This is a genomic window from Megasphaera sp. An286 (genome assembly GCF_002163455.1).
Taxonomy (GTDB): Bacteria; Bacillota; Negativicutes; order Veillonellales; family Megasphaeraceae; genus Megasphaera; species Megasphaera stantonii.
Window position 1 is genome coordinate 65,760 of sequence record NZ_NFIY01000006.1, and the last position, 23,838, is coordinate 89,597.

A 23,838-nucleotide genomic window follows, 5' to 3' on the forward strand; every position below is an offset into this window, starting at 1 on the left:
ACTTCATATTGCTATGGCCTCCTTTGCCTCTCTGTACTACAAGCATACCATACGATAGGTCAAAAAGAAATTTGACATTATTCATGCCCGGCCATAGAATGAAGTTATATCAGCAAACTGAAAGGATGAAGCGTATGACCTTGCAGCAATGTCGTTATATCATGGAAATCGAAAGGTGCCGTTCCCTCACGGAAGCGGCGAAACGCCTCTTCGTCACCCAGCCGAGCATTACGAAGGCCGTGCGAGAGCTGGAAAAGGAGCTGGGCATCACGATTTTAAAGCGAACGAACCGCGGCGTAGACTTTACGCCGGAAGGCAAGGAGCTGGCATCGTACGCCCGTCTCCTCGTCGAGCAGGCCGACGCCGTGCGCAGTCGGTTTGCCGGCAAGCACGAGCCGCCGCCGTTGAAATTGACCGTCGCCTCGCAGCATTACCATTTCGTTACGCCGGCTCTGGCCGCCTTGATCGGCGAGGTGGCCGATCGTTCTTATGAAATCGCCCTGCGCGAAGGAAAGGGAACGGACGTCGTCGAACAAGTCGGCTCCGGTGCGGCCTCCGTCGGCATCCTATGTGCTTCATCCCTCAACCAGGCCGTACTGGAGCGCAAGCTGGCCGCTCACGGCCTGGTCTTCACCCAGCTGGCGACGCTGCCGGAGCACGTCATCATCAGCAGACATCATCCCCTGTCGAGCTTTGCTTCCCTGCGTCCGGAGCAGCTCGCGCCTTACCCCTATATCACCTTCCGCAAGGACGATACGCTTCTCGATATTACGGAAAGCTATTTCACCCTCCGCCGCGCGTCCCGCCAAATCTTCATCGAAGACCGGGCGACGATGAACTACCTCATTGTCCATACGGACAGCTACTGCCTCGGCACGGGCTGCCTGAGCAAGGGCTTCATTCCGCCGGATATCGTCCCTGTCCCCCTGGACGTACCATGGAATCTCTGCGTCGGCTATCTGCAGCGGAAGGACGCCCTGCTGTCGGAAGAATGCCTGCTGTTCATCAGGCACCTGCGCCAGGCCCTGCAGGACTCGCTCCCCCTTCGGTCCTAACGTACAGATCATCTGCGTATATTGCCTACAACAAAGCCCCGGCTTCCGAGCGCCGGGGCTTGTCGTATATTCTGCAAAGAAAGGAATTATTTCAATACGGCTCCCGTATTAGCCGACGTAACCAGTCGGGCGTAACGGGACAGGTAGCCCGTCTTGACCTTCGGTTCCGGCTGTTTCCAGGCCGCCTTGCGGGCCGCCAGCTCTTCGTCGCTGACCAGCAGCTCCAGCTTGCGGTTCGGGATGTCGATGGAAATCATATCGCCGTCTTCGATGAGCGCGATAGGTCCCCCTTCCATCGCTTCCGGAGAAATGTGCCCGATGCACGCGCCCCGGCTGGCTCCGCTGAACCGGCCGTCCGTAATCAAGGCCACTTTCAGACCCATGCCTGTAATGACTGCCGTCGGGTTGAGCATTTCCCGCATCCCCGGGCCGCCCTTCGGCCCTTCGTAGCGGATGACCACGACGTTCCCTTCTTTAATGTCGCCGCCGATAATCGCCTTGATGGCTTCTTCTTCCGAGTCGTAACACTTGGCCGTGCCTTGGTAAACCAGCAAGTCCGGTTCGACGGCGCTTTCCTTGATGACCGCTCCGTCAGGAGCCAGGTTGCCAGAGAGGATAGCGATGCCGCCGCGGTTCATGTAGGCGTTGTCTACGCTGTGGATGACGTCAGGCCGTTCGATGTCTGCATGGGCGATGCGGTCGCCGATAGTTCCCGTCACGGTCTTGGCCTCCGTATGGATGATGCCCAGCTTCGTCAATTCCTTCATGACGGCGCTGATGCCGCCGGCTTCGTTTAAATCCTGCATGTGGTACGTGCCTCCGGGGCTCATCTTGCAGATGTACGCCGCCTTGCGGCTGATTTCGTCGAACTTCTGCAGCGGCAGGTCAATGCCCGCTTCGTGAGCAATAGCCGGCAAATGGAGTACCGTATTGGTCGAGCCGCCGATAGCCATGTCTACGGCAATGGCGTTTTCAAAGGATTCCACCGTCATGATATCCCGCGGGCAGATATTTTTCTTCACCAGCTCCATGACGACGGCGCCGGCTTTTTTCGCCAGCATTCGGCGGGCTCCGAAATAAGCCGCCGGAATGGTGCCGTTGCCAGGAAGGCCCATGCCCAGGACTTCGGTCATACAGTTCATCGTGTTGGCCGTGAAGATGCCGGCGCAGGAGCCGCAGCCCGGGCAGGCTTCGTGTTCCATCTGGTGCATTTCTTCCGGCGTCATCTGGCCCGATTCGACCTTGCCGGCCGCTTCGAACATGGTGCTGACGCTGATATCCTTTCCCTTATGGCGTCCGGCCAGCATGGGGCCGCCGCTGACGACAACTGTCGGGATATTGATGCGCCCGGCTGCCATGAGCATGCCCGGCACAATTTTATCGCAGTTTGGAATCATGACCAGGCCGTCAAAAGCGTGGCCGTTGGCGACGGCTTCGATGGAGTCGCAGATGAGCTCGCGGCTGGCAAGAGGGTATTTCATGCCGTCGTGGCCCATGGCGATGCCGTCGCAGATACCAATGGCCGGAAATTCGATAGGCGTACCGCCGGCGGCGGCAATGCCCAGCTTGACGGCTTCGGCGATTTCCCGCAGGTGCATGTGGCCGGGGATGATTTCGTTAAAGGCGTTGACCACGCCGATCAACGGCTTCTGCAAATCTTCGTCGCTGTAGCCCATGGCGTGAAACAAGGTGCGGTGGGCCGTACGGGTACTTCCTTTTTTTACTACGTCGCTTCTCATATCAACTATCCTTTCGTATATAGGGTATATTATCTCATGCGCATCTGCTTGACGGGGATGACGCCGCGGGACAAGGAAATCTGCCCCGTCCTGGCGATTTCAATGACCTCGTAGTCGTCGAGCATCCGCAGCAGCGCCTCGATATGGTCTTCCCGTCCCGTCAGGCGGAAAATCAGGGAGTCGCGCTGTACGTCGACGACCTTGGCGTGGAACAAGTTGGCAATATTGGTCAGCTCGTCCCGCACAGCCGGCGTATCGCATTTTACCTTGACCATAGCCAGCTCGTAGCTGACGAGAGGCGCGTCGTCCAGATTGACGACCTTGATGACGTCGATGAGCTTGGCCAGCTGGTTGACGGCCTGGTCGAGCTCCCAGCGGTTTTCAACGGATACGACGATGTTGATGCGCGTCACGTCCGGCTCTTCCGTATAGCCGGCGTTGATGCATTCGATATTGATGGCCCGGCGACTGATGAGGCCGGCCACGTGGGTGAGTACGCCCGGTTTATTATCGGCTAAAATAGCCAAGTGCTGTCTCATCATTGTGCTTCTCCTCCTAAGACCATTTCGTCCAGGCGCTTGCCGCCCGGCACCATGGGATATACGTTTTCATCGGCCGGAATGTAGACGTCCAGCAGCGCCGCTCCTTCAGCGGCAAAGAGCCAGTCCAGGCCCTGGGCCAGTTCTTCGGGCTTGCGGACGGTCCGCCCTGGTACGCCCATGGCTCCCGATACGGCCGTAATATCCGGGTTGTCGGCGATGACCGACTGGGAATAATGCTGGCCGTAAAACAGGCGCTGCCACTGGTTTACCATGCCGAGGACGCTGTTGTGCAGGACGACGACCTTGACGTCGACGCCGTACTTATGGAGCGTCGCAAATTCCTGGCAGTTCATCATGATGCTGCCGTCGCCGGTAAACAGCACGACTGTCGAGCCGGAGCATCCCAGCTTGGCCCCCATGGCCGCCGGCAAGCCGTAGCCCATAGTCCCCAAGCCGCCGGAGGTAATGAAGTGACGAGGCTTGGAAATGTCGCAGAACTGGGCGGCCCACATCTGATGCTGGCCTACGTCGGTGACGACGAAGTCGTCTGCGCCCAAACGGCTGTTGACGGCTTCGAACAGATTCTGCGGCGATACGGCATCGGGAAGATCCCGCGTCGCAAAGGGATGGGCCTCGTTCATAGCCAGGACCTCTTTCCGCCAGTCGGCAAACTGGGCGGCGAAATCGACATCGCTTTGCCGTACCTTTTCGGCGAACAGCGGCAGGGACCAGCGAAGGTCGCCGTTGACGCTGATGTCGGCATGAACGATCTTGTTGATTTCTACCTTGTCGATGTCAAAATGGACGATCTGGGCGTTGGGCGCAAAGTTTTCCACGTCACCTGTAATGCGGTCGTCAAACCGCGTGCCTACGGCGATGAGCAGGTCGCATTTCGTCACAGCCATGTTGGCGGCATACGAGCCGTGCATGCCTACCATGCCCAGATGGGCGTCGTACGAATCGGGTACGGCCCCCTTGCCCATGAGGGACGTAATAACCGGCACCTGCGTCTTCTGGACGACGTCCCACAGGGGAGCGGCCATATCGGCGAGGATGATGCCGCCGCCCGTCAGAAGGACGGGGCGTTTCGCCTGTTCCAGCGCCGCTACGGTGCGGTCGATGTCGTAGGCCTGCCCCGTGTATACGCCGCTGTAGCCCCGCAGCTCTACCGTTTCGGGATATTCATAGTCGAACTCGGCGTCGAATACGTCCTTGGCTACGTCGACGAGGACCGGGCCGGGCCGGCCCGTCGTGGCGATGTAAAAGGCTTCCCGCAGCACCCGGGGCAGATCCTTGACGTTCTTTACCAGGTAGTTGTGCTTCGTAATCGGCGTCGTGATCCCCGAAATATCGGCTTCCTGGAAGGAGTCGCGGCCGATGAGGGTCGTCGCGACCTGTCCGCTGATGACGACGAGAGGGATAGAGTCCATGTTGGCCGTCGCAATACCCGTGACCATGTTGCACACGCCGGGGCCCGACGTGGCGAAGCATACGCCCGCCTTGCCCGTCGCCCTGGCGTAGCCGTCGGCGGCGTGGACGGCGCCCTGTTCGTGGCCTGTTAAAATATGGGGAAATTTGGCTTTGTATAATTCATCGTACAAGGTCAGAACAGATCCGCCGGGATAGCCGAAGACGACTTGTACTTGTTCACGTTTCAAGCTTTCGATGATCGCTTGTGCTCCGGTCATTTTCATAGGCACATACCCTCTTTTCTATGGATTGGAATGATTAGTCGTTGGTGTCGTTTTCATGAAGCCACGGCATCATGTCGCGCAGCTTCGCGCCGACCTGTTCGATCGGGTGTTCCGCGTGCTGGCGGCGCATCGCCATGAAGTGAGCCCGGCCGCCGGCCTTGTTTTCCAGGAGCCAGTCCTTGGCGAAGGTGCCGTCCTGGATGTCGCTCAGGATCTTCTGCATAGCCGCCTTTGATTCGGCCGGGATGACCTTCGGGCCGGCCGTGTAGTCGCCGTATTCTGCCGTATCGCTGATGGACTTGCGCATCTTGGCCATGCCGCCTTCGTACATGAGGTCGACGATGAGCTTCATTTCGTGGAACGTTTCAAAGTAGGCGATTTCCGGCTGATAGCCTGCGGCGACGAGCGTTTCGAAGCCGTTGGTGATGAGCTGGCAGATACCGCCGCAGAGGACGGCCTGTTCGCCGAACAAGTCCGTTTCCGTTTCTTCCTGGAAGGTCGTCTGGATGACGCCGGCCCGGGTGCCGCCGATGCCGCGGGCATAAGCGAGGGCGATGTCAAAGCACTGGCCCGTCGCGTCCTGTTCGACGGCGAATACGTCGGGAACGCCGCCGCCTTCGACGAAGGTACGGCGTACGAGATGGCCCGGCCCCTTCGGCGCTACCATGAATACGTCGACGTCGGCCGGCGGCACGATCTGCTTAAAGTGGATGTTGAAGCCGTGGGCAAAGGCCAGGGCGCTGCCGGATTTCAAGTTCGGCCCGATTTCGGCGTTGTATACGTCGGCCTGCTTTTCGTCGGGAATGAGGATCATCGTGATGTCCGCTTCCTTGACCGCTTCGGCCACCGTCTTGACTTCCAAGCCTGCGGCTTTTGCTTTTTCAGCAGATTTGCTGCCTGCGTACAAGCCGACGACGACGTCGACGCCGCTTTCCTTCAGGTTCAGCGCGTGCGCGTGGCCCTGGCTGCCGTAGCCGACGATGGCTACCTTTTTGCCGTGCATGACATCCCAATTTACGTCCTGATCATAAAATACCTTTGCCATTTGAACATCTCTCCTTTTGTATGTAACAAGTAATGATTTCGTTGGCCTTTAGAGAATACTGCAATAGGGAAATAAAAAAATCCGTCCCTCACTGAGGGACGGATTGAATTCCGCGATACCACCCTGATTCCCAAATCCATTACTGGACCCAGGCTCTCTACAACGTACCAACATACGCGTTTCCTATAACGTGGAAAAATCGTCAGCGCTTAATACGTACTTCAGCGCTCCTCTTCCGGGATGATTTTCACGGCCCTGCAATTACCGGCTCGCACCGCCCGCCGGCTCTCTGTGAATTGACTGAGGCAATTACTCTTTCCCATCATCAGATTTCATATATGTCGCCCTCAGAAGGACATCCTTCTGAAGAACTTGAACTTATTCTACAAAATGCCGTCCCGTTTGTCAATACATTTTACTTGCATTTTTCTTAAAAAATCAAAGTTAAATGTTGCATTTGTTAAGTAAAACGTTTATTTTATGTTTGATTTCCAAGATACCAGCGGACGAACTGGCGGGCGATGCGGCCGTTGCGGCCCGAATGTTCCATTTCCCAGCGCAGTCCCAGAATACGCAGCTCGTGAGCCTCCAGGGCGACGCCGGCCTTGCGCAGCTCGTGGTCGATGATCTGCAGATACTCGTCCTGCGTCGGCGCGGCGTAGTGGATGATGAGGCCGAAGCGATCCGACAAGGAAATGGATTCGTTCTGGCTGTCGTCGCGGTATACCTCGTCCAGATCGTCGCGCCGGTCGCGCCACGTTTCCTTGAGCAGGTGGCGGCGGTTGGACGTGGCGTAGATGACCACGTTATCCGGCTGGGGGATAATGCCGCCGTCGATGACCGATTTCAGGTATTTGTATTCCTTTTCATCTTCATCAAAGGACAGGTCGTCGAAAAAGAGGATAAACTTCTTGCTCTTGATGGCGCTGAGATGCTCCATGAGAGGCGGCAGCTTCTTCATCTGCCCCCGCTCGACCTGGACGAGGCGCAGGCCCTCCTTGTGAAATTTGTACACCAAGGCCTTGACGGCCGTCGATTTCCCCGTGCCGCGGGCGCCCGTCAGGAGGACGTTGTTGGCCTGCCGCCCTTCGATGAAATTGACCGTATTGCGCAGGAGCTTTTCCTTCTGTACGGCGTAGCCGATGAGGTCGTCCCATTCGCGATGGCGGAATGTCTCGATGCCTTTCAGCTCCCCTGACGGCAGCAGGTAAAAGGCCATATACCGGGCCATATCGCCCCGGCCGTAGGCCTTGTAGTGATGGAGCAGGGCTTCGGCCATCTGCGCCGCGTCGGCCTCTTCCATGGCCTCTGTCAAAGCCTGCAAGAACTCATATTCCTTCGGAGCAGCAGGCTCGTAGTCGTCCAAGAAGGCGTCGAAGCGGAAATCAGAAGGCTTGGCCTGCAAGTAAGGCCGCAGCAAATGCATGTCCTTCTGCAAAGCCCGCAGCAGCCCCGCCCCGTAGGAACCGCAGTCCTCGATAGCCGTCGCGGCGATGTTGTTGCCGCGGCACAGCAGATACAGCAGATACTGCCGCCAAACATTCCCCGATAAGCCAAGCCGTTCTGCCGCTGCCAGCAGCGCCGCAGCCGCGGCATTCCGCTTATTGACGTTGTCCGAACTCAGCAAATATTCCCCCATAATCAACAACACCGGGTCGGACAAAAATTCCCGGCACACCAGCAATCCCCGCAAATCAGGATAATTCATACGTCATTCCCCCTGTCCGGCAACAGCCGAATCGATATTTCATTTTTCAAAAGAATAGCAAAAAAAACATAAAAATGCAAGCCACGCCGCCGTCTCATCGTCAAACGCTTCGATTTTACTTGACGACTACGAGGCCGACAGCATATAATAAACATGAAAAGAGGCATGACGCCGACAAACGGTTATAGCCCCTATACTAAAAAGCGAGAAATAGACCGCCTAAGTTTGGAGACTAGAGGGCGGTCATTTCTTTTACCGGAAAATGCGGCATCATAAAATGCGAAAAGACACTGCTTGATACAAGCAGTGTCTTTTCTATATGCACATAACCGTTCAAAAAGCAATCTTATTTTGCCGTATCGTCCCGTTTTACAACACGGACGCGTTCGACCGTCGGGTTGCCGTCTTTATCTTTGTGGACGACGTCGACAGTGAAGCGTTCCAATTCGGGCGCAAATTCGGCCAAAATCTTATCAGACAGTTTCGCTCCATTGAGCATGGCCCGATACAGCATAGCAGCAAATTCGTAGCGCGTCATGGGACGAGCGCCGTCGAAGTTCCCGTCGGGATAGCCTTCAATCACGCCGTTGCCAGCCAGGGTCGCGACGTATTCGTAAGCCCAGTGATTTTGCGGTACATCCGGGAAGAGCTGGAGCTTCGACGTATCGAGTCTGCGGCCGGCGTTGACGTCGAGCATAGCCGACTTCATGGCTTCTAATTCTTTCCGCAAATCTTTGATTTCCTTAGCCATGGCGACGCGGGACGTGGAAACGCCGTTGCCCTGTCCAATCTTAAAGGACACACCGGCGTTGACCATGTTGTCGTCGTTGCCGACAGTGCCGCCGACGCTGAACATCGTATCTTCGTTCGGACGGTAGAAGGCGCCGATCGCCACGGCGTTTTCACCGCGGTAATTGCCGTAGCCTGCGGCAAAATCCCACTTGTCGTCAGGGTCGAAATCGAGCGGATGAAGGGCCGCCAAGGCAGCTGCTCCCGCGCCGACTTCGTCAATGCGGCTGTCTAATTCGCCGACTTTGTTGCCGATGTTGGTAATTTGACTTCCCATATTGGTGATTTGGTCGCCCATATTAGTAATTTCCGTCTTAATGCCAGACACCGCGCCGTGGAGCTGCGATTCCGTAGCGGCGTTGTCCGAGCCTTTGTAGCCGCCTTCTTCATATTTAGACCAATCCCATGTCGTATTCGTCAAGCCGTTAACAAGACCGTCGCCGCCTTTATTGATGTTGACCGTATGGCCGCCGCTGGTAACGGTCATGCCTCCTTCATTATTTTCATTGAGAGCAATTTTATTCGCCCCGTTGCTGCCAATAACGGTAACGCTGCCGTTTTCCGAATGACCTTGCTCATCCGTTTCATGACCGCCGAATACCGGATTATCGCTCATGCTGACTTCAAAATTCTGACCATTGTCACCAGCCGTACCCGGATTTTCTGTATCGCCGCCTGTTCCCGGATCGGTCGTCGAATCCGGCGTTTCCGTCACGTCAATATTCGTATCGCCGTCGATAGTGACATCGCCGCCGCCAACACCGCCGGCAATCTTGTTTTCAACTGCGTCAATTCTACCGTCTAAATATTGAACGGCCCCAAAGAGCTGACTGCCGTTAATAGCGTCTGTGGAATCGGCGCTGATAAGACCGCGGGCGACATTGAGCATACGACGCGGCGAACCAACACTGCCTACGGAAAATACGCCGTTTGTGTCGCCATGCTCAATATTGAAATTTCTATATGCATTATCTCCCAAATCAGCCAGGAATTTATTAACTTCAGTATCATCAAGAATATCATCTGCAATAACAGCACTCTTATAGCCAACAGCTACACTATTTTCTGCACCTACCTGCGAACTAACCCCTAAAGCTATACCATTCTTAGCTTCGTAATCGACTTTACTACTCTTGCCAAGAGCAATTCCACCTGTATATCCAGCTGTAGCTTCATGTCCAATAGCAATTGTATCATTACTAAGCATAGAAGGTAATACTTCAGAAGCAGCAGTTGCTCCTTCCCCAATAGCTATACTTCCACTACCTGCTGCTGAAGCACTGTCGCCAATTGCCGTACCAGATTGCCCATTAACTTCCGCACTATACCCGATAGCTACACCATTATAATTAGATGTCCACGTTCCTGTCGGATTAGCAGAAGCAAAAGCTCCTAATACAACAGTATTTCTTGCTCCATTTGCAACAGAAGATCCTGCACCAATAGCGATAGAATTTATTGCACTATCACCTATAGTCGCATGAGCGCCACCATTATACTGAGCACCACCGATTGCGATAGCACTAGTAGAACCTTCACCTATAGATGCCCAACTGCCAAGAGCAGTACTGCCGTCACTTTTTGAACCTATTGTCGCATAAGCGCCTAGGCCAGTGCCGTATGAAGCCGATACCACCTCTCCCTTGCCAACAGCAACGGCGGCAGTTCCCTTCGCAGTTGATTCTTCACCAAATGCCAGAGCCGAGCTACCATTACTCGTTGCCTTTGTTCCAATGGCAATCCCATCGTCTCCAGTTACATCTGCTTCTGTCCCCATAACAACCACGCCAGTAATTCCAGCATTCTCTGTAATATCTATGTTATTCCCAAAGAGGATATTATCATGACCATACGCCTGGATATTATTCCCCATAGCGATCATGCTATGAGTTGCCATCGTGTTATTGCCTCCGCCTAAAGTAATATCGTGTCCGATCGAGATATTATCTCCCACATCGCTTGTACCGTGTACGAACAAATCATTGCCAATAGCCACGCTGTTCTGGCTATTAACCATGTTTACATTATTACCATAAATCAAACTATTGGAAGAATTAGTATGCCCTGCCACATTACCATTATCTACCTGTACATGATCGCCAATGACAGTGATATTATCACCGGCAGCAGAAGCTGAAGAGCCTGTTCCTGGAGCATCTCCCAAAAAATGACCTATCTGTACATCATCCCCAATAACCGTAATACTATGCAAGCGATCGCTGTCATCTTTGCTACTATCTTTCCCATTTACAATTGTTACATTATCACCGATAACTTTACTACCATCAATTGCACTGATTTGGTTATTATTACCTTTAATAAGGTTGTTCTCCCCTGGATTCATCCAGTTATCATTACCTTCGATAATACTATTGTCTCCATGAATAGTATTACTATTTCCTTTAACAGCATTATCGTCTCCGAAAACATCATTACTATTTCCATGAATGACATTTTTATCTCCAGAAATATAATTATCTTGACCTTTATCTACATTTTCAGCCTGTACAGGCAAAAAACCAATCCCTGCCGTCAAGGCCAACACAGCCATCAGGGCCGCAGCGCTTTTACCAAGCGTCCGCCCCGTATGTTTAGCGCAGCTATGGGCGAGTTCCGATACGACGACGTACCGTTGCTTTGTCTTACTCCAAATAACTTTATATATCTTGTTCATACGTCTTCCTCCTTATATATGTCGCGTTTTCTTTTTTCGGTGTTGTGAAAACCATTGTTTGCGGCAAGCTTCGCTGCAAAAGGATGTCCGCCGGTCTTTCGGATCACTCACATCGACGCGGACGCCGCAGTTTCGGCAGTAAAAGGAACGGGCAACGCCGTGCGGCTTCACGTGCTGCGAATGCTTCCAATACAGCCGCTCACAATGAGCCGAGCAAAATTTCGTCCGTTTATCTCGTCCGTCGACGATGGTGACGAGTTTGCCGCAGCGAACGCAGTGAAATTCTCGTATTACGTCCGCCCCTTTAGGATGTTCGCCGCGATCGATTAAACCATACCGATGGGCATACCTCCGGCAAAAAGCGCTGCAATACTTCTGCGTAATCCTGTCAGCCGTAAACATAGCGCCGCAAACTAAGCATTTAGCTTTTCGCTTCATTATCTCGTCCCGCTATCTCCAGCCATGCCAGGCAGAGAAAAAAACGAATCCATGGACGCAAAAAAGACAGCATATCCCTATGCTGCCTAAAAAAATACGTTCTATATATAAGGGGACGCACGTATCCCCATACATTTTTCATTATGGGCAGGTCAAAAACAATATACTTATAGTACCCCCCCCCCGTATACGATTTTTTCATGTTGCTGCCTGCCGACGTATGACTGTACATCTGCCGTTCGTTCTATTGCTCACCCCCTTTATATAGTTAAAAGTATACATCTTTTTTCCTATAAATACAATATGATAAATGTTTTAATTCATAAATAACAGCGTTATAATCAGCTATTTTCTGCTATATATTAAACACATATGAACACCTCATTTATATGTTTGTCAATGTATTTTATTCCAATTAGTATTCATTTTATTAATGTTTCGTTTGTATCGTTTCCTATTTCTTATATTTACAGTGACTTTTAATGATTTATAGTTTTTGACAAGAAAAAAAGGTTCTTTGTCAAATGTTGGGGTATATGCTCTTGTTACAGTATTTTGTAGCTTCCCGTTCCCAATCATTGGTTAGGCTATATATAAAATTCGGTTCTTAAACCGGCTATATCTTCGAATCCCAAAGCTGATTCGTTTTAGTACTTTGATTTTATTGTTGCACCCTTCGGTATATCCGTTGGACCATGGGTATTTCAGGGCATTTACAATCTCTTCGAACCAGTCTGTAAACGATTTTTACAGCGCTTGAAATTCTTCCAGGCCAGCAGACCGGACTAATTCCAACCACTCCTGCAGCGCTGGTTCTGCATACGGAGTTCTCTTCATATCCAGTACCTTATAAAAGGCTTCTTTGAGTGCGTACGCTTTCCATAAGTCTTCCGAATGCGACAGGATTTCCTCAAGGCATACTAGTTCGTCCGGCGTCAGCGTATGGCCGGCTTTCCGCAGAATCCGTTTATTCCGCTTGAAGTAACGGCTTTTCTTGGGGAATGATTTCTGGATCCACTTGCGTACTCGTTCCATAGCCCGCAGCACCAGTCGGATGATATGAAACCGGTCGCATATAATGACGGCATTGGGAAAGACTTCTTGTACGACTTTCCGAAACAGGTTAGATATATCCATGATGACCCAGCGCACCCGGTTTCGCTGTTTCTTTGGGAACGAACGGAAATACTTGATGATATCCTGCGTATTCTGGTTGGGCAGGATATCCAGAATCTTATGCGTAAAGGGATTCGTGATGCTCGTCTGATACTTCTGCCCTTGGGCGTTGCCTTTGAATTCATCCAGAGCCAACAGCCATGGCAGTCTTGTTGGTTTAGCATATTGTATGCGGTCAAAATAGCGAATTACTGTAGGAACAGACACTCGGTAGCGGGCGGCAATGGAGGTAAAGGTCTGGCGTTGTCTGCATTCCTTGAGAATCAGCATCTGTACTTACTGGCTACGGCGCTGATACGGCTGTACAAACGACAGCGACGGATAGAAGGTACGATAACAGGCCGGGCAGCTATACCGCCGTTTACGAAACTGCGCATATACGGGAAGGTCATTTACAATGGCAATGAACACGGTTTGCGAACGGTAATCCTTAATACGGGAAGTACGGGTATGACAATGCGGACAGCACTGTTCTTTCTTTGGTATAGACAGATGAAGAATCTGCTTATCTTCCAGCATTTCCAAAGAAGTTACTTCAGCCTCTTTTAAAGAGAGCATTTCTTCGATATAATAAAAATTGGACATAGGACATCTCCTTTCTATTGGGTTTGGTCGCTTTAATAGTAACAGGAGATTCGTCGTATGTCCATTTTTTTATAAAATGGGGTAGCGGCAGATATATGATGTCTGTCGTTACCTCAACACCTATTTATTATAGAACCAGTTTTTGCTGATTTTTCCATTAATCAATTAATCAAAAAATTAATCTAAAATTTCGCCGCATTAAACAGACCAAAAAACGGAAATAAGCAAAATAATTAATTACAGTGCTAAAAAGCGCAGCTCTGTGAGTTATTCCACAAAGCTGCGCTTTTGTTGTGCCGTATGTCAACTGTATACGGGCCGTTTACTGCTGGAGCCAGCGGCGCACGTCGTCTTCGGCGTCGAGGATCGTCGTGCCGAACAGCGTCAGTCCTTGTCCAATCGTCGCCGTCGGGCACAGGTCGTGCAAATCCTGCAAGCTGGTGCCCCAGCCGCTGCCTTCGTGAGTGCAGAAGGGCATGATGAGCTTTCCGCCGAAGTCATGGGATTCGAGGAAGGTCCACACGGCCATGGGCATCGTGCCGCACCAGTTCGGATAGCCCAGGAACACGACGTCATACGGCGCGACACTGTCCAGCTGCCGTTCCAGAGCCGGGCGGGCGCCATCGGCCTTTTCCTGTCTGGCGGCGGCTACCGTTTCTTTATAATCGTACGGATAGGGAATATCGCGCCGTATATGGAACAACGCGCCTCCCGTATACTGCCGTATCATGCGAGCCACCCGCTCCGTATTGCCGACAGTCAGATCGACTAATTTCCCGCTGGCATAGTTTTGGCCGGCGTGAGAAAAATACGCAATGAGACAATTTTGTTCCCTATACTTCATGCTCTCGCATCCCTTCTCTCCAGATACGCCGCAAATGCTGACTTGCTGCGGCATCTATTATTATATGCCAAAAGCAGCCTCCCGTGAAGACAGACAAGACATCGGCATAACGAATCATTTTGTTATGCAGCGCGCGAATAGATTCCCATGTATCAGGCTATGCAGTCTGCAATCGTCATGATATACTAAGACCGTTGCTCGCTCCATCCTGGCAACAGGAAGGTGGTGAAGCCTGTGCAAAAAAACACTCTCTATTTATTTTGGAAAGCTGTCATGGTAAATGTAACCGCCTACTACATTTGCAAAGGACTAGACATGCTTTTCCAGTTACTGAGCAACTAGTCTCGGATTGACATTTCCGTAATTATGTCAAAAAGCCCATGAGACCGCCATCTCATGGGCTTTTTCATACCTGTGCAAAACACTCTCTATATAGTCTTGCCTAACTGCATTATAACAAGGCTCTCACTGCAAGTCAATGCTCCGCGCCCCGATATGCCGCTTATCCCTGCAGCAGCTGCCGGGCAAAGGCTCTGGCACGTTCCGCTTTTCCTTCGTCCATGAATACGGTCTTATATCCCAAATGCCGCTCGGCAAACAGTCCGGCGTAGCGGAGCCTGGAATGCTTGCAGTAGCGCCGTACGCCTTCGGCGAAGAGGTCCGCGCCGTGCTCCGGCTTATAGCCGCAGGTCGTAAAGACGGCGACCTTCTTGCCGGCCCATAGCGCCGGGCCTACTTCGTCGCCGTAATATTTATTGAAGCCGTATACGCAGCGGTCCAGCAGGGCTTTCATCGGCGCCGTGCAGTACCAGGAATAGATAGGCGTCGCCAGGACGATGACGTCGCTGTCCTTTATGTCGGCGGCGATAGCCGTCATATCGTCGTCGATGACGCAGTTGAAATCAGACCAGTCCTTCTGGCAGCCGCGGCAGGCGTGACAGCCTTCTATCTTTTTGTCGTACAGCCAGGTCAGCGTATATTCTGCGCCGCCCCGTTTCAATTCGTCGCAGAAGGGCTCCAGACATTGGGCCGTATTGCCGTGCTTTCGCGGACTCCCCATCAAAATCGCAAATTTCATCGCCTCATCTCCTCATACATCACAAAAACTGTTTCATCCCTATAGTTTCATTTATGAATCGAATAATGATGATTTTATTTTATCATAAGCCAGCCTATTTGGCGAATCTTTGCAAGGACTGCGTATTGTAGTACAATAGTAAAAGATTATGCAAATCATACTATAGATTAGAAGCTATATAAGGAGGGCTCCGCATCATGGCTCATGTAAATGAAAATTATTTAAAGCTCCCCGGCAACTATTTATTCGCTACGATTGCGAAAAAAGTAGAAGCCTTTTCTAAAGCGCACCCCGAAGCAAACATCATCCGTCTCGGCATCGGCGACGTAACGCGCCCCCTGGCTCCGGCCATCATCGAAGCGATGCACAAGGCCGTCGACGAAATGGGCAAGGCCGAAACATTCCGCGGCTACGGCCCCGAACAGGGATATGATTTCCTCCGTCAGGCCATCATCGACGGCGACTACAAGACGCGCGGCATCGACCTCGACATCGACGAAGTATTCGTCGGCGACGGCGCAAAGACCGACGTTGCCTGCATTCAGGAAATCTTCGGCAGCGATTTGAAATTCGCCGTAGCCGACCCGGTATACCCGGTTTACCTCGACTCCAACGTCATGCTCGGCCATACGGGCGACTGGAACGCCGAAAAGGGCATTTACGACGGCGTCGTCTATCTCCCCTGCACGGCTGAAAACGGCTTCAAGGCCGAACCGCCGACGGAAGACGTAGACATCGTATACCTGTGCAACCCCAGCAACCCGACGGGCACGGCCATGTCCAAGGCCGAACTGGAAAACTGGGTCAAGACGGCGAAAGAAAAGAAATTCATCATCATCTACGACTCGGCCTATGAAACATATATTACAGAACCGGACGTTCCCCACAGCATTTTTGAAATCGAAGGGGCTAAGGAAGTCGCCATCGAACTGCGTTCGTACTCCAAATGCGCCGGCTTTACGGGCACGCGCTGCTCTTACGTCGTCGTCCCGAAGGCCTGCGTAGGCTATAAAGCCGACGGCACGGCAGTCGAACTGAACCCCATGTGGAACCGCCGCCAGTGCACCTTCTTCAACGGCACGCCTTACGTCATCCAGCGCGCCGCCGAAGCGTACTACAGTCCGGAAGGCCAGAAGCAGTGCCTCGCCGACGTCAACTACTACATGGAAAACGCCCACATCATCCGCGACGGTTTGGTAGCGGCTGGCTTCACGGTATACGGCGCGACGAACTCCCCCTATGCCTGGGTACAGACGCCGAACGGCATGAAGAGCTGGGATTTCTTCGACCTGCTCCTGGAAAAAGCCCACGTCGTCACGACACCGGGCTCCGGCTTCGGACCTCACGGCGAAGGTTACCTGCGCCTGACGGCCTTCGGCACGAAGGAAAACACCATCGAAGCGGTCAAACGTATCGCTGATTTAAAATTATTCAAATAAAAAGGTGGTTTAACCATTGAGTACCAATCTGGAAGTCGGCATTGTCGGCTTGCCGAACGTCGGCAAGAGCACCCTGTTCAATGCCATTACCAAAGCCGGGGCAGAAGCGGCAAACTATCCTTTCTGCACGATTGAACCGAACGTCGGTGTCGTCGAAGTGCCGGACAACCGCATCCAGGTCCTGACGGACATGTATCATCCGAAAAAGACGATTCCCGCCGTCATGCGCTTCGTCGACATTGCCGGCCTCGTAGCCGGCGCGTCCAAGGGCGAAGGGCTGGGCAATAAATTTCTCAGCCACATCCGCGAAACCGACGCCATCGCCGAAGTCGTCCGCTGCTTTGAAGATTCCAATATTACCCATGTGGCCGGCTCCGTCGACCCAATCCGCGACATCGAAATCATCAACACCGAGCTGTGCCTGGCCGACTTGGAAACGACGCAGAAGCGGGCCGACCGCATCGCCAAGGTAGCCCAGTGCGGCGACAAGGCGGCGAAAGCGGAATACGAAGTCCTGAAAAAGGTCCTGGCGGCTCTCGAAGAAGGCGAACCGGCCCGTAAAGCCGGCCTGACGGAAGACGAGCTCCCTCATGTCAAGGACTTGAATCTCCTCACGCTGAAGCCGATCATTTACATCGCCAACGTCAGCGAAGACGAAGCAGGCGATCCCGACTCCAACCCGAACGTCAAGCGCGTCGAAGAATACGCCGCTCAGGAAGGCGCTCAGGTCGTCGCCGTATCGGCTAAAATCGAATCGGAAATCGCCGAGCTTCCCGATGACGAAGCCTCAGTCTTCTTAGAAGAGCTGGGCCTTCCCGAATCGGGCCTGGACAAGCTCATCAAAGCCAGCTACTCCCTTTTGGGCCTTATCAACTTCTTCACGGCCGGCGCCGACGAAGTACGGGCCTGGACCATCGTCAAGGGCACGAAGGCGCCGAAGGCGGCGGGCAAAATCCATACGGACATCGAACGGGGCTTTATCCGCGCCGAAATCGTATCGTATGAAGACCTCATCGCCTGCGGCAGCGAACAGGCCGCCAAGGAAAAAGGCCTCGTCCGCCTGGAAGGCAAGGAATACGTCATGCAGGACGGAGACGTCACATACTTCCGTTTCAACGTCTAATATCGTCTATATTCGTAATACACGCATAAAAAAAGCGCTGTTCCCATTGGGGGTGCAGCGCTTTTTCGCATGATTTACATATATTCGTCTTCGTCGTGCCAGGACTTGCGGCCTTCCCGTTCGTCCGTAAAGCCGACGAGATAGTCCAGCGACACATGGTACAGCTTAGCCAGTACCATGAGCTTTTCTACGGAAATTTTCCGTTTTCCCAGCTCGTACATTCCATATCCAACTTGCGAACAGTTCAACACTTTCGCCACATCGGCCTGGGACATTTTCGCTTCCAGGCGAAGGGGCTTCAAACGGCTATAATATTTCATCGTACCACCCTAGCTCCACTGCAACAACGGGGAACACCGCATTCCCATTTACTTCATTATCTACCTTATATAACTATAATCTATTTGTATGGTTATATCAACATTTTTATGACTATCTTTCCGCGAAAATATGGCACAAGTTCATTCTTTCTTTACATATTATGATATTCCGTAAGGTAATAAAAAACGACAGGGAATATATTTAAAAAGTATAAACCCTGTCGTTATCTTTGTTATGCCCTGCAAAGGCGCTCTCAGCCGACGTTGACGAGCTTGCCCGGATTCATGATATCATTCGGATCCAAGGCTTTTTTGATAGCCCGAATCATCTTTAATTCTCCTTCAGGCGTGCAGGCTTCAAATTCTTCCAATTTCTTAAAGCCGATGCCGTGTTCTCCCGACATTTTGCCGCCTAAGGCATATACGCGGGGGAACAAATCGTGATGAAAAGCTTTGATTTTATTAAACCATTCTTCCGGCGATAAGCCTTTATTATTCAAAGGCAAGACGTGAATGTTGCCGTCGCCGATGTGGGCTACGGTGACGCAGTACAAGTCGTATTTCCGGCGCAGTTCCGGCAGCTGTTTCGTAATATCGGGAATCTTGTCCAGCGGCACGACGAAATCTTCCGTCTGGAACATCTTGTCGACGCTGCGGGCCGCTTCGGCAAATTGCTTGCGCAGCTTCCAGATACGGGCGTCAGCTTCAAATTCATCGATAGAGCCGTTAGCTTCCGCCAAGTCACAGAGCTGTTCCATCTTGCGGTCCGAATCATCTTCGTTAAACGATTCGACCGTAACGATGACGTAGTCGCAGCCGTCGTCGACGTGGGGCATCTTCATGTCCAGGAATTTGCAGGTCAGCTGCAATGCTTCGTTATCCATAAATTCGATGCTCGTCGGGTCGATGCCGGCTTTTAAAATCTTATTCGGCAGGGCGAAGGCTTCTTCATCGGATTTAAACACGCAGACCATGTTGAAGCTATACGGCGGCAGCGGGCGAAGTTTGACCGTAACCTCTGTGATGATGCCTAAAATACCTTCCGAGCCTGCCAGCAGCTGTTCCAGACATAAGCCGGTAGAGCACTTTTGCAACCGCGCGCCGAGCGTGACGATATCGCCGGTCGGCGTAACGACTTTCAAGCTGTAAATCTGGTGGCGCGTCGTGCCGTATTTGACGGCTTTATTGCCACCGGCGTTGTTGGCGACGTTGCCGCCGATCTGGCAGCTTTCGGCGCTGGACGGATCGCCTGCGTACAACAAATTATGTTTCCGCGCTTCAGCCTGCAAATCGCCGGTCAATACGCCGGTCTGGCAGGTAGCGTACATATTGTCGGCGTCAAATTTCAAAATCTTGTTCATGCGTTCCAATTCGACGACGATGCCGTGATAGATGGGAATAGCGCCGCAGGCGACGCCGGAGCCGGCCGAACGGGGCGTCAATGGAACCAAATACTCGTTCGCCAGCTTGACGATCGCCGCTACTTCTTCCGTACTGCCGGGAAATACGACGACTTCGGGCTTGCGGAAGTAAATCGAATTTCCTTCTTCATCAGTCTGATAGGCCGTCAAATAATCTTCATCGGTCTTGACATACTTATCCCCTACGACGTTTCGTAATTTTTCCAGTAATTCCGGCGTAACCGGATTAAACGTTGCCATCATTCAATCGCTTCTTTCTGTATCTAAAATTTAGCTCATACCCCTCACTTTGAGCCGCTCGCGAGTGTAGGAAATCCTACCGGCTAAAAAGCGATTGAAGATAGTATAGCACGTTAAAATATATTGTAAAGGCTGCTGTTTTCAATATATTTATCATTTACAAGGCAAGACGTCATTATAAAGATAGGCTTTCTTCCGATAATTACTTATGGTTCTACGTTTTACCAAAATTCATTCTCTTCGGTTATATATTATTTTATCATACAATTCATGATTAGAATATCTACTCAGAAAGCTGCTCCCACGTCTCGTACGCAGCGTCCAGCTGTGCCTGCGTTTCGTCGTAAAGGCGGGTCAGCTCCATCATCTTGTCGGCGTCGGTCTGCACGTCGGGCAGGTTCATCTGCACTTCGTACATCTTGAGCGTCGCTTCCAATTCGGCGATTTTCATTTCTATTTTTTCCAGCTTCAAGGCCGTTCCGTACGGCGGTTCCTTGCGCGCAGGCCCTTTCTTGGCAGGCGGTTCCGCCTTAGCCGCTGCAGCGGCCGGCTTAGGCTTTGCCGCAGCCGTTTCCGCTTCCCGTTCGGCCAATTCCTGAGCCGCCCGTTCTTCCGCTTCCCGCACCTTTTCCCGGTAATAGGTATAGTTTCCTAAAAATTCCTTGATCTTCTTATCTTCCAGCACGAGGGTCCGCTGGGTAATCTTGTCTAGGAAATAGCGGTCGTGGGATACGACGAGGTACGTGCCGCCGAATTCCTGCAGGGCCTGTTCCAGTACTTCCCTCGTCGGAATGTCGAGATGGTTCGTCGGTTCGTCGAGGATGAGGAAGTTGGCGCCCTGCAAAAACAGCTTCAATAAGGCCAGCCGCGCCTGTTCGCCGCCGCTCAGGCTGTCGACGACCTTAAATACGTCGTCGCCTTGAAAGAGGAAGCGGCCCAGCACGGAACGGGCTTCGTCTTCGCCGTAGCTGAAATCGTTCATGATTTCTCCCAGCACCGTCCAGGCGCCGTGCAAATCCGTATGCTCCTGGGCAAAGTAGCCGATATGCACGCGGCTGCCCAAGGTGATGTGGCCCTTGTCCGCTTCGATTTCGCCCATAATCATGCGCAGGAGCGTCGTCTTGCCCGTGCCGTTCGGCCCGATGAGGGACGCCGACTCGCCGCGGCGCAGCAGCAGGGACAAGTGGTCAAATAACTGCCGGTCGCCGAAGCCGCCGCAGATATCGTCGAGGACGAGGACCTTTTGGCCGCATTCTTCTGCCGGCGCAAAATGGAAATGCAGCGTTTCCGCTTCAGGAGCCAGTTCGATGCGCTCCAGCCGGTTGAGCTGGGACTGACGGCCCCGGGCCTGCTTGGCCTTGATGCCGGCCTTATACTTGCGGATATATTCTTCGGTCTGGCGGATATGGTCCTGCTGCTTTTGGTAGGCCCTTTCCAGAGCCTTGCGCTGCTCCGTCCGCTGGACGATATACCGGGAATAATTGCCCTTGTATTTGGTCACCTTGCCGTGTTCCAGCTCCAGTATGCCCGTCGCCACCTTGTCCAGGAAATAGCGGTCGTGGGACACGATGAGGATGCCGCCGCCATAGGACAGCAAGTAGCCTTCCAGCCATTCCAGCATGTCCATGTCCAGATGGTTCGTCGGTTCGTCGAGGAATAAGTAATCGGGACGGCGTACTAAGGCCTTAGCCAGGTTGATGCGCGTCTTCTGGCCGCCGGAAAACTGCTGCACCGGCCGGTCCAAATCGGCTTCGCCGAAGCCCAGGCCGTGGACGATCTTCCGGGACATGGATTCGTATTCATAGCCGCCGAGCCATTCAAACCGTTCCTGCAGGCGGGCGTATTTGTTCATGACGCTTTCATCGTCGGGATGGGCCTGCATGTCCTTCTCCGCATCCTTGAGCTGTTCTTCCAGGCGCAGCACGTCCTGCCAGGCCTCGGTGATGGTCTGACGCAGCGTCACGTCGTCTTCAAAGGCAATATCCTGCTGCAGGTAGCCGACCGATTCGCCTTCGGACACGACGAAGACGCCGCTGTCATATTCTTCCTGACCCATAAGGCATTTCAGGAGCGTCGATTTGCCTGCGCCGTTGGCTCCGATGAGGCCGATGCGTTCGCCGCGGCGGATTTCAAAGGATACGTCCTGAAACACCGTATGGACGCCGAATGATTTCGATAATTTCTGTACTTTTATACTTCCCATGGTTATCCTCTCATCTATGCTGCATCATGATATAATTTGCTAAGTATACATTATAGCATATCTGCTGCCGCCGCGACAGCTTCCGGCCGTTGTCATATCCCGGCGAATATGCTACAGTAAAGGCAAAGACACCTTTTGAAAGCGGGGGATAGATTATGATGTACAAACACGTTATGCGCCGCGCTGCGGCGGCCTGCCTGTTCGTAGTGAGCGGGCTGTTTCTGAGCGGCTGCGCCGACCTGCACGCCGACATGACCTTTAAGGACGACGGCTCCATCGTCCTGCGCAAGGACTTATCCTTTCAGATTCCCATGCAGGCCGACATGGCCGCTTCCCTGAATCAATGGAAGCAGGAAGACCGGCAGAACGGCTTCACCGTCGAAGATACGGCAAACGGCTACCGGTCCAGCAAAACCTACGCCGGCATACAGGATATTGCCGATACAGGCGGCGAATTCTGGACGCCCGACCCGGAATACGGTGAAATCCGGCTGCACAAGGGCCTCTTGTATGACTATTATTCCATCCATACGCGGATCAAGGGACAGGAAAACGCCGCCCTGCCACAGGCCCATTACGAAGACAATATTCCCAATTTCTTCCAGGTACCATCCAGCGTCGACGTCTGGAGTTATTTGGAATACCGCAAGCAGGCTGAACGGGAAGCGGCCCAGCTCAACGAAATCCATAACCAGGCCGTCGCCGCCGCCGTCAACTCGGCGTCTCTCGACTTTACGATGCACCTGCCCATGGCCGTCGACGCCACAAACGCCGACCAGGTCCTCGACGACGGCAAGACCCTCGTCTGGGATTTGAAGCCGGCCTTTATCAACACCCAGGGCGCCTCGGCAGGCCAGGATATTCACATGCAGGCCCAGTTCCGCATTTTCCATCAGACGACGGCCATCCTGCTAGGCGTCGTCTGCGCGGCCCTCGTCATCGCGGCGATTGTCTGCGCCGTCCTCGTCAAGCGCAAGCAGCCGACGGGACAATCCAAGCCCTATCTCATCGGCCTGGCCGTCTCCATCGTCTGCCTCGTCGGCTTAGGCGGCCTCGTCCAATCGGCTACGGCAACGCAGGTCACCTTCTCCGACAGCGACCGCATCATCAGCAAAGCGTTGCCAGAAGGCTCAGCCTATCAAACGCTTCCGTCCCCCAACAGCCTGGACACCGCCAAGGCAATGGCAAAAGACCATACTCTCCATGGTGAAGTCGTGGCTGTTTCCGAAGAAGATGACGACGGCTACCTAGCATTGTTCCAGACGACAGCCGGCCCTTGTTTCGTCATTGCCGACAAAGCCAGTGATTCCATTGCCGTTGTGCCATTCAAACAGTCGCTCATCCATTTCCGCACACAGTACACCCAGTTCTCGAACGGTAAAAAGAGCTATTACCCCCTTACCTTTATCATGGCCCGGCAGAATGACACGAAAGATAGCCCTGACGTAAAACTAGGCATCTGGCAAAACGACATGCATCAAATTCCCACATACGTTCTCATTGAACCCGATGAAAACGATGTCATCCACGTTGACGGCAATCCGTCTTCAGCCTGGAACACCCTTACGCCATCGCATTATCAAGTGCCAATGAAAGATGAAATAAATATCCGCATGGCCAAGATTTTTGCCAACCACATCGACAGCCTGAGCAAGGACGTCCGGGCCCGCGACGTCATCCTGCCGAATAAATAAACCCGCAAAAAAAGACCTCGTACGACGCCGT

General features: G+C 52.9%; 17 protein-coding genes, 1 pseudogene and 1 other annotated feature. Of the genes and pseudogenes, 4 read left to right on the forward strand and 14 right to left on the reverse strand.

From position 1 onward, the window contains the following. Nucleotides 1-134 precede the first annotated feature (134 nt). Nucleotides 135-1,055, forward strand: coding sequence for a LysR family transcriptional regulator (locus B5F80_RS04405; RefSeq protein ID WP_158099953.1), 921 nt, complete (start codon nt 135-137; stop codon nt 1,053-1,055). 86 nt (nt 1,056-1,141) lie between these two features. Here B5F80_RS04405 and ilvD read toward each other — a convergent pair whose 3' ends face one another. From ilvD to B5F80_RS04465, 11 genes and pseudogenes are all read right to left on the reverse strand, one after another. Then, the gene (gene ilvD / locus B5F80_RS04410; RefSeq protein ID WP_087477613.1) at nt 1,142-2,794 is read right to left on the reverse strand and encodes a dihydroxy-acid dehydratase; all 1,653 of its coding nucleotides are present in this window, start codon (nt 2,792-2,794) and stop codon (nt 1,142-1,144) included. A 29-nt stretch (nt 2,795-2,823) separates the two neighbouring features. Beyond that, on the reverse strand, nt 2,824-3,336 hold the full coding sequence (ilvN, locus tag B5F80_RS04415; protein ID WP_198643509.1) for an acetolactate synthase small subunit: 513 nt from the start codon (nt 3,334-3,336) through the stop codon (nt 2,824-2,826). Beyond that, nucleotides 3,333-5,030 carry a biosynthetic-type acetolactate synthase large subunit gene (gene ilvB / locus B5F80_RS04420; RefSeq protein WP_087477614.1) on the reverse strand — a complete coding sequence of 566 codons (1,698 nt, stop codon included), beginning with the start codon at nt 5,028-5,030 and terminating at the stop codon, nt 3,333-3,335. Before ilvB ends, ilvN begins: the two co-directional genes overlap by 4 nt. A 34-nt stretch (nt 5,031-5,064) precedes the next feature. Further along, nucleotides 5,065-6,075 (reverse strand): ketol-acid reductoisomerase, encoded by a 1,011-nt coding sequence (gene ilvC, locus B5F80_RS04425; protein ID WP_087477615.1) that lies wholly within the window; start codon nt 6,073-6,075, stop codon nt 5,065-5,067. 91 nt (nt 6,076-6,166) lie between these two features. Continuing rightward, nucleotides 6,167-6,410: a binding site (T-box leader), on the reverse strand. 143 nt (nt 6,411-6,553) lie between these two features. Beyond that, nucleotides 6,554-7,783, reverse strand: coding sequence for an ATP-binding protein (locus B5F80_RS04430; protein WP_087477616.1), 1,230 nt, complete (start codon nt 7,781-7,783; stop codon nt 6,554-6,556). A gap of 346 nt (nt 7,784-8,129) precedes the next feature. Next, nucleotides 8,130-11,246: an ESPR-type extended signal peptide-containing protein gene (locus B5F80_RS04435; RefSeq protein ID WP_087477617.1), complete on the reverse strand. Its 3,117-nt coding sequence runs from the start codon at nt 11,244-11,246 to the stop codon at nt 8,130-8,132. A gap of 12 nt (nt 11,247-11,258) precedes the next feature. Beyond that, nucleotides 11,259-11,684, reverse strand: coding sequence for a hypothetical protein (locus tag B5F80_RS11185; RefSeq protein ID WP_143747162.1), 426 nt, complete (start codon nt 11,682-11,684; stop codon nt 11,259-11,261). 582 nt (nt 11,685-12,266) lie between these two features. Beyond that, nucleotides 12,267-13,130: pseudogene (locus B5F80_RS04450) on the reverse strand (ISL3 family transposase). A 6-nt stretch (nt 13,131-13,136) separates the two neighbouring features. After that, the gene (locus B5F80_RS04455; RefSeq protein ID WP_087477620.1) at nt 13,137-13,445 is read right to left on the reverse strand and encodes a transposase family protein; all 309 of its coding nucleotides are present in this window, start codon (nt 13,443-13,445) and stop codon (nt 13,137-13,139) included. A 322-nt stretch (nt 13,446-13,767) separates the two neighbouring features. Beyond that, nucleotides 13,768-14,289 carry a flavodoxin gene (locus tag B5F80_RS04460; protein WP_087477651.1) on the reverse strand — a complete coding sequence of 174 codons (522 nt, stop codon included), beginning with the start codon at nt 14,287-14,289 and terminating at the stop codon, nt 13,768-13,770. Between the two features lie 502 nt (nt 14,290-14,791). Continuing rightward, on the reverse strand, nt 14,792-15,367 hold the full coding sequence (locus B5F80_RS04465) for a flavodoxin family protein (protein ID WP_087477621.1): 576 nt from the start codon (nt 15,365-15,367) through the stop codon (nt 14,792-14,794). Nucleotides 15,368-15,564: 197 nt separating this feature from the next. On the opposite strand from B5F80_RS04465, the gene B5F80_RS04470 reads away from it, so the two are divergent. After that, nucleotides 15,565-16,806: an LL-diaminopimelate aminotransferase gene (locus tag B5F80_RS04470; protein WP_087477622.1), complete on the forward strand. Its 1,242-nt coding sequence runs from the start codon at nt 15,565-15,567 to the stop codon at nt 16,804-16,806. Between the two features lie 16 nt (nt 16,807-16,822). Continuing rightward, a complete protein-coding gene (gene ychF, locus B5F80_RS04475; protein ID WP_087477623.1) occupies nt 16,823-17,929 on the forward strand; it encodes a redox-regulated ATPase YchF in 1,107 nt (368 codons plus the stop codon). A 74-nt stretch (nt 17,930-18,003) separates the two neighbouring features. Here ychF and B5F80_RS04480 read toward each other — a convergent pair whose 3' ends face one another. The 3 genes from B5F80_RS04480 to B5F80_RS04490 form a co-directional block, all read right to left on the reverse strand. Beyond that, nucleotides 18,004-18,249 carry a helix-turn-helix transcriptional regulator gene (locus tag B5F80_RS04480; RefSeq protein ID WP_087477624.1) on the reverse strand — a complete coding sequence of 82 codons (246 nt, stop codon included), beginning with the start codon at nt 18,247-18,249 and terminating at the stop codon, nt 18,004-18,006. Nucleotides 18,250-18,503: 254 nt separating this feature from the next. Then, nucleotides 18,504-19,913: an FAD-binding oxidoreductase gene (locus tag B5F80_RS04485; protein WP_087477625.1), complete on the reverse strand. Its 1,410-nt coding sequence runs from the start codon at nt 19,911-19,913 to the stop codon at nt 18,504-18,506. A gap of 280 nt (nt 19,914-20,193) precedes the next feature. Next, nucleotides 20,194-22,113 (reverse strand): ABC-F family ATP-binding cassette domain-containing protein, encoded by a 1,920-nt coding sequence (locus B5F80_RS04490; RefSeq protein ID WP_087477626.1) that lies wholly within the window; start codon nt 22,111-22,113, stop codon nt 20,194-20,196. A gap of 155 nt (nt 22,114-22,268) precedes the next feature. Between B5F80_RS04490 and B5F80_RS04495 the strand changes: the two genes are divergently transcribed. Further along, nucleotides 22,269-23,807 (forward strand): hypothetical protein, encoded by a 1,539-nt coding sequence (locus B5F80_RS04495; RefSeq protein WP_087477627.1) that lies wholly within the window; start codon nt 22,269-22,271, stop codon nt 23,805-23,807. Nucleotides 23,808-23,838 lie beyond the last annotated feature (31 nt).

What these genes read in the sequence shown, in the direction of transcription:
- ilvC (WP_087477615.1), bottom strand. Translation starts at nt 6,075, where the DNA reads ATGGCAAAGGTATTTTATGATCAGGACGTAAATTGGGATGTCATGCAC.
- ilvD (WP_087477613.1), bottom strand. Translation starts at nt 2,794, where the DNA reads ATGAGAAGCGACGTAGTAAAAAAAGGAAGTACCCGTACGGCCCACCGC.
- B5F80_RS04465 (WP_087477621.1), bottom strand. Translation starts at nt 15,367, where the DNA reads ATGAAATTTGCGATTTTGATGGGGAGTCCGCGAAAGCACGGCAATACG.
- B5F80_RS11185 (WP_143747162.1), bottom strand. Translation starts at nt 11,684, where the DNA reads ATGAAGCGAAAAGCTAAATGCTTAGTTTGCGGCGCTATGTTTACGGCT.
- ilvN (WP_198643509.1), bottom strand. Translation starts at nt 3,336, where the DNA reads ATGATGAGACAGCACTTGGCTATTTTAGCCGATAATAAACCGGGCGTA.
- B5F80_RS04480 (WP_087477624.1), bottom strand. Translation starts at nt 18,249, where the DNA reads ATGAAATATTATAGCCGTTTGAAGCCCCTTCGCCTGGAAGCGAAAATG.
- B5F80_RS04455 (WP_087477620.1), bottom strand. Translation starts at nt 13,445, where the DNA reads ATGTCCAATTTTTATTATATCGAAGAAATGCTCTCTTTAAAAGAGGCT.
- B5F80_RS04435 (WP_087477617.1), bottom strand. Translation starts at nt 11,246, where the DNA reads ATGAACAAGATATATAAAGTTATTTGGAGTAAGACAAAGCAACGGTAC.
- B5F80_RS04405 (WP_158099953.1), top strand. Translation starts at nt 135, where the DNA reads ATGACCTTGCAGCAATGTCGTTATATCATGGAAATCGAAAGGTGCCGT.
- B5F80_RS04430 (WP_087477616.1), bottom strand. Translation starts at nt 7,783, where the DNA reads ATGAATTATCCTGATTTGCGGGGATTGCTGGTGTGCCGGGAATTTTTG.
- ilvB (WP_087477614.1), bottom strand. Translation starts at nt 5,030, where the DNA reads ATGAAAATGACCGGAGCACAAGCGATCATCGAAAGCTTGAAACGTGAA.
- B5F80_RS04470 (WP_087477622.1), top strand. Translation starts at nt 15,565, where the DNA reads ATGGCTCATGTAAATGAAAATTATTTAAAGCTCCCCGGCAACTATTTA.
- B5F80_RS04495 (WP_087477627.1), top strand. Translation starts at nt 22,269, where the DNA reads ATGATGTACAAACACGTTATGCGCCGCGCTGCGGCGGCCTGCCTGTTC.
- B5F80_RS04490 (WP_087477626.1), bottom strand. Translation starts at nt 22,113, where the DNA reads ATGGGAAGTATAAAAGTACAGAAATTATCGAAATCATTCGGCGTCCAT.
- B5F80_RS04460 (WP_087477651.1), bottom strand. Translation starts at nt 14,289, where the DNA reads ATGAAGTATAGGGAACAAAATTGTCTCATTGCGTATTTTTCTCACGCC.
- B5F80_RS04485 (WP_087477625.1), bottom strand. Translation starts at nt 19,913, where the DNA reads ATGATGGCAACGTTTAATCCGGTTACGCCGGAATTACTGGAAAAATTA.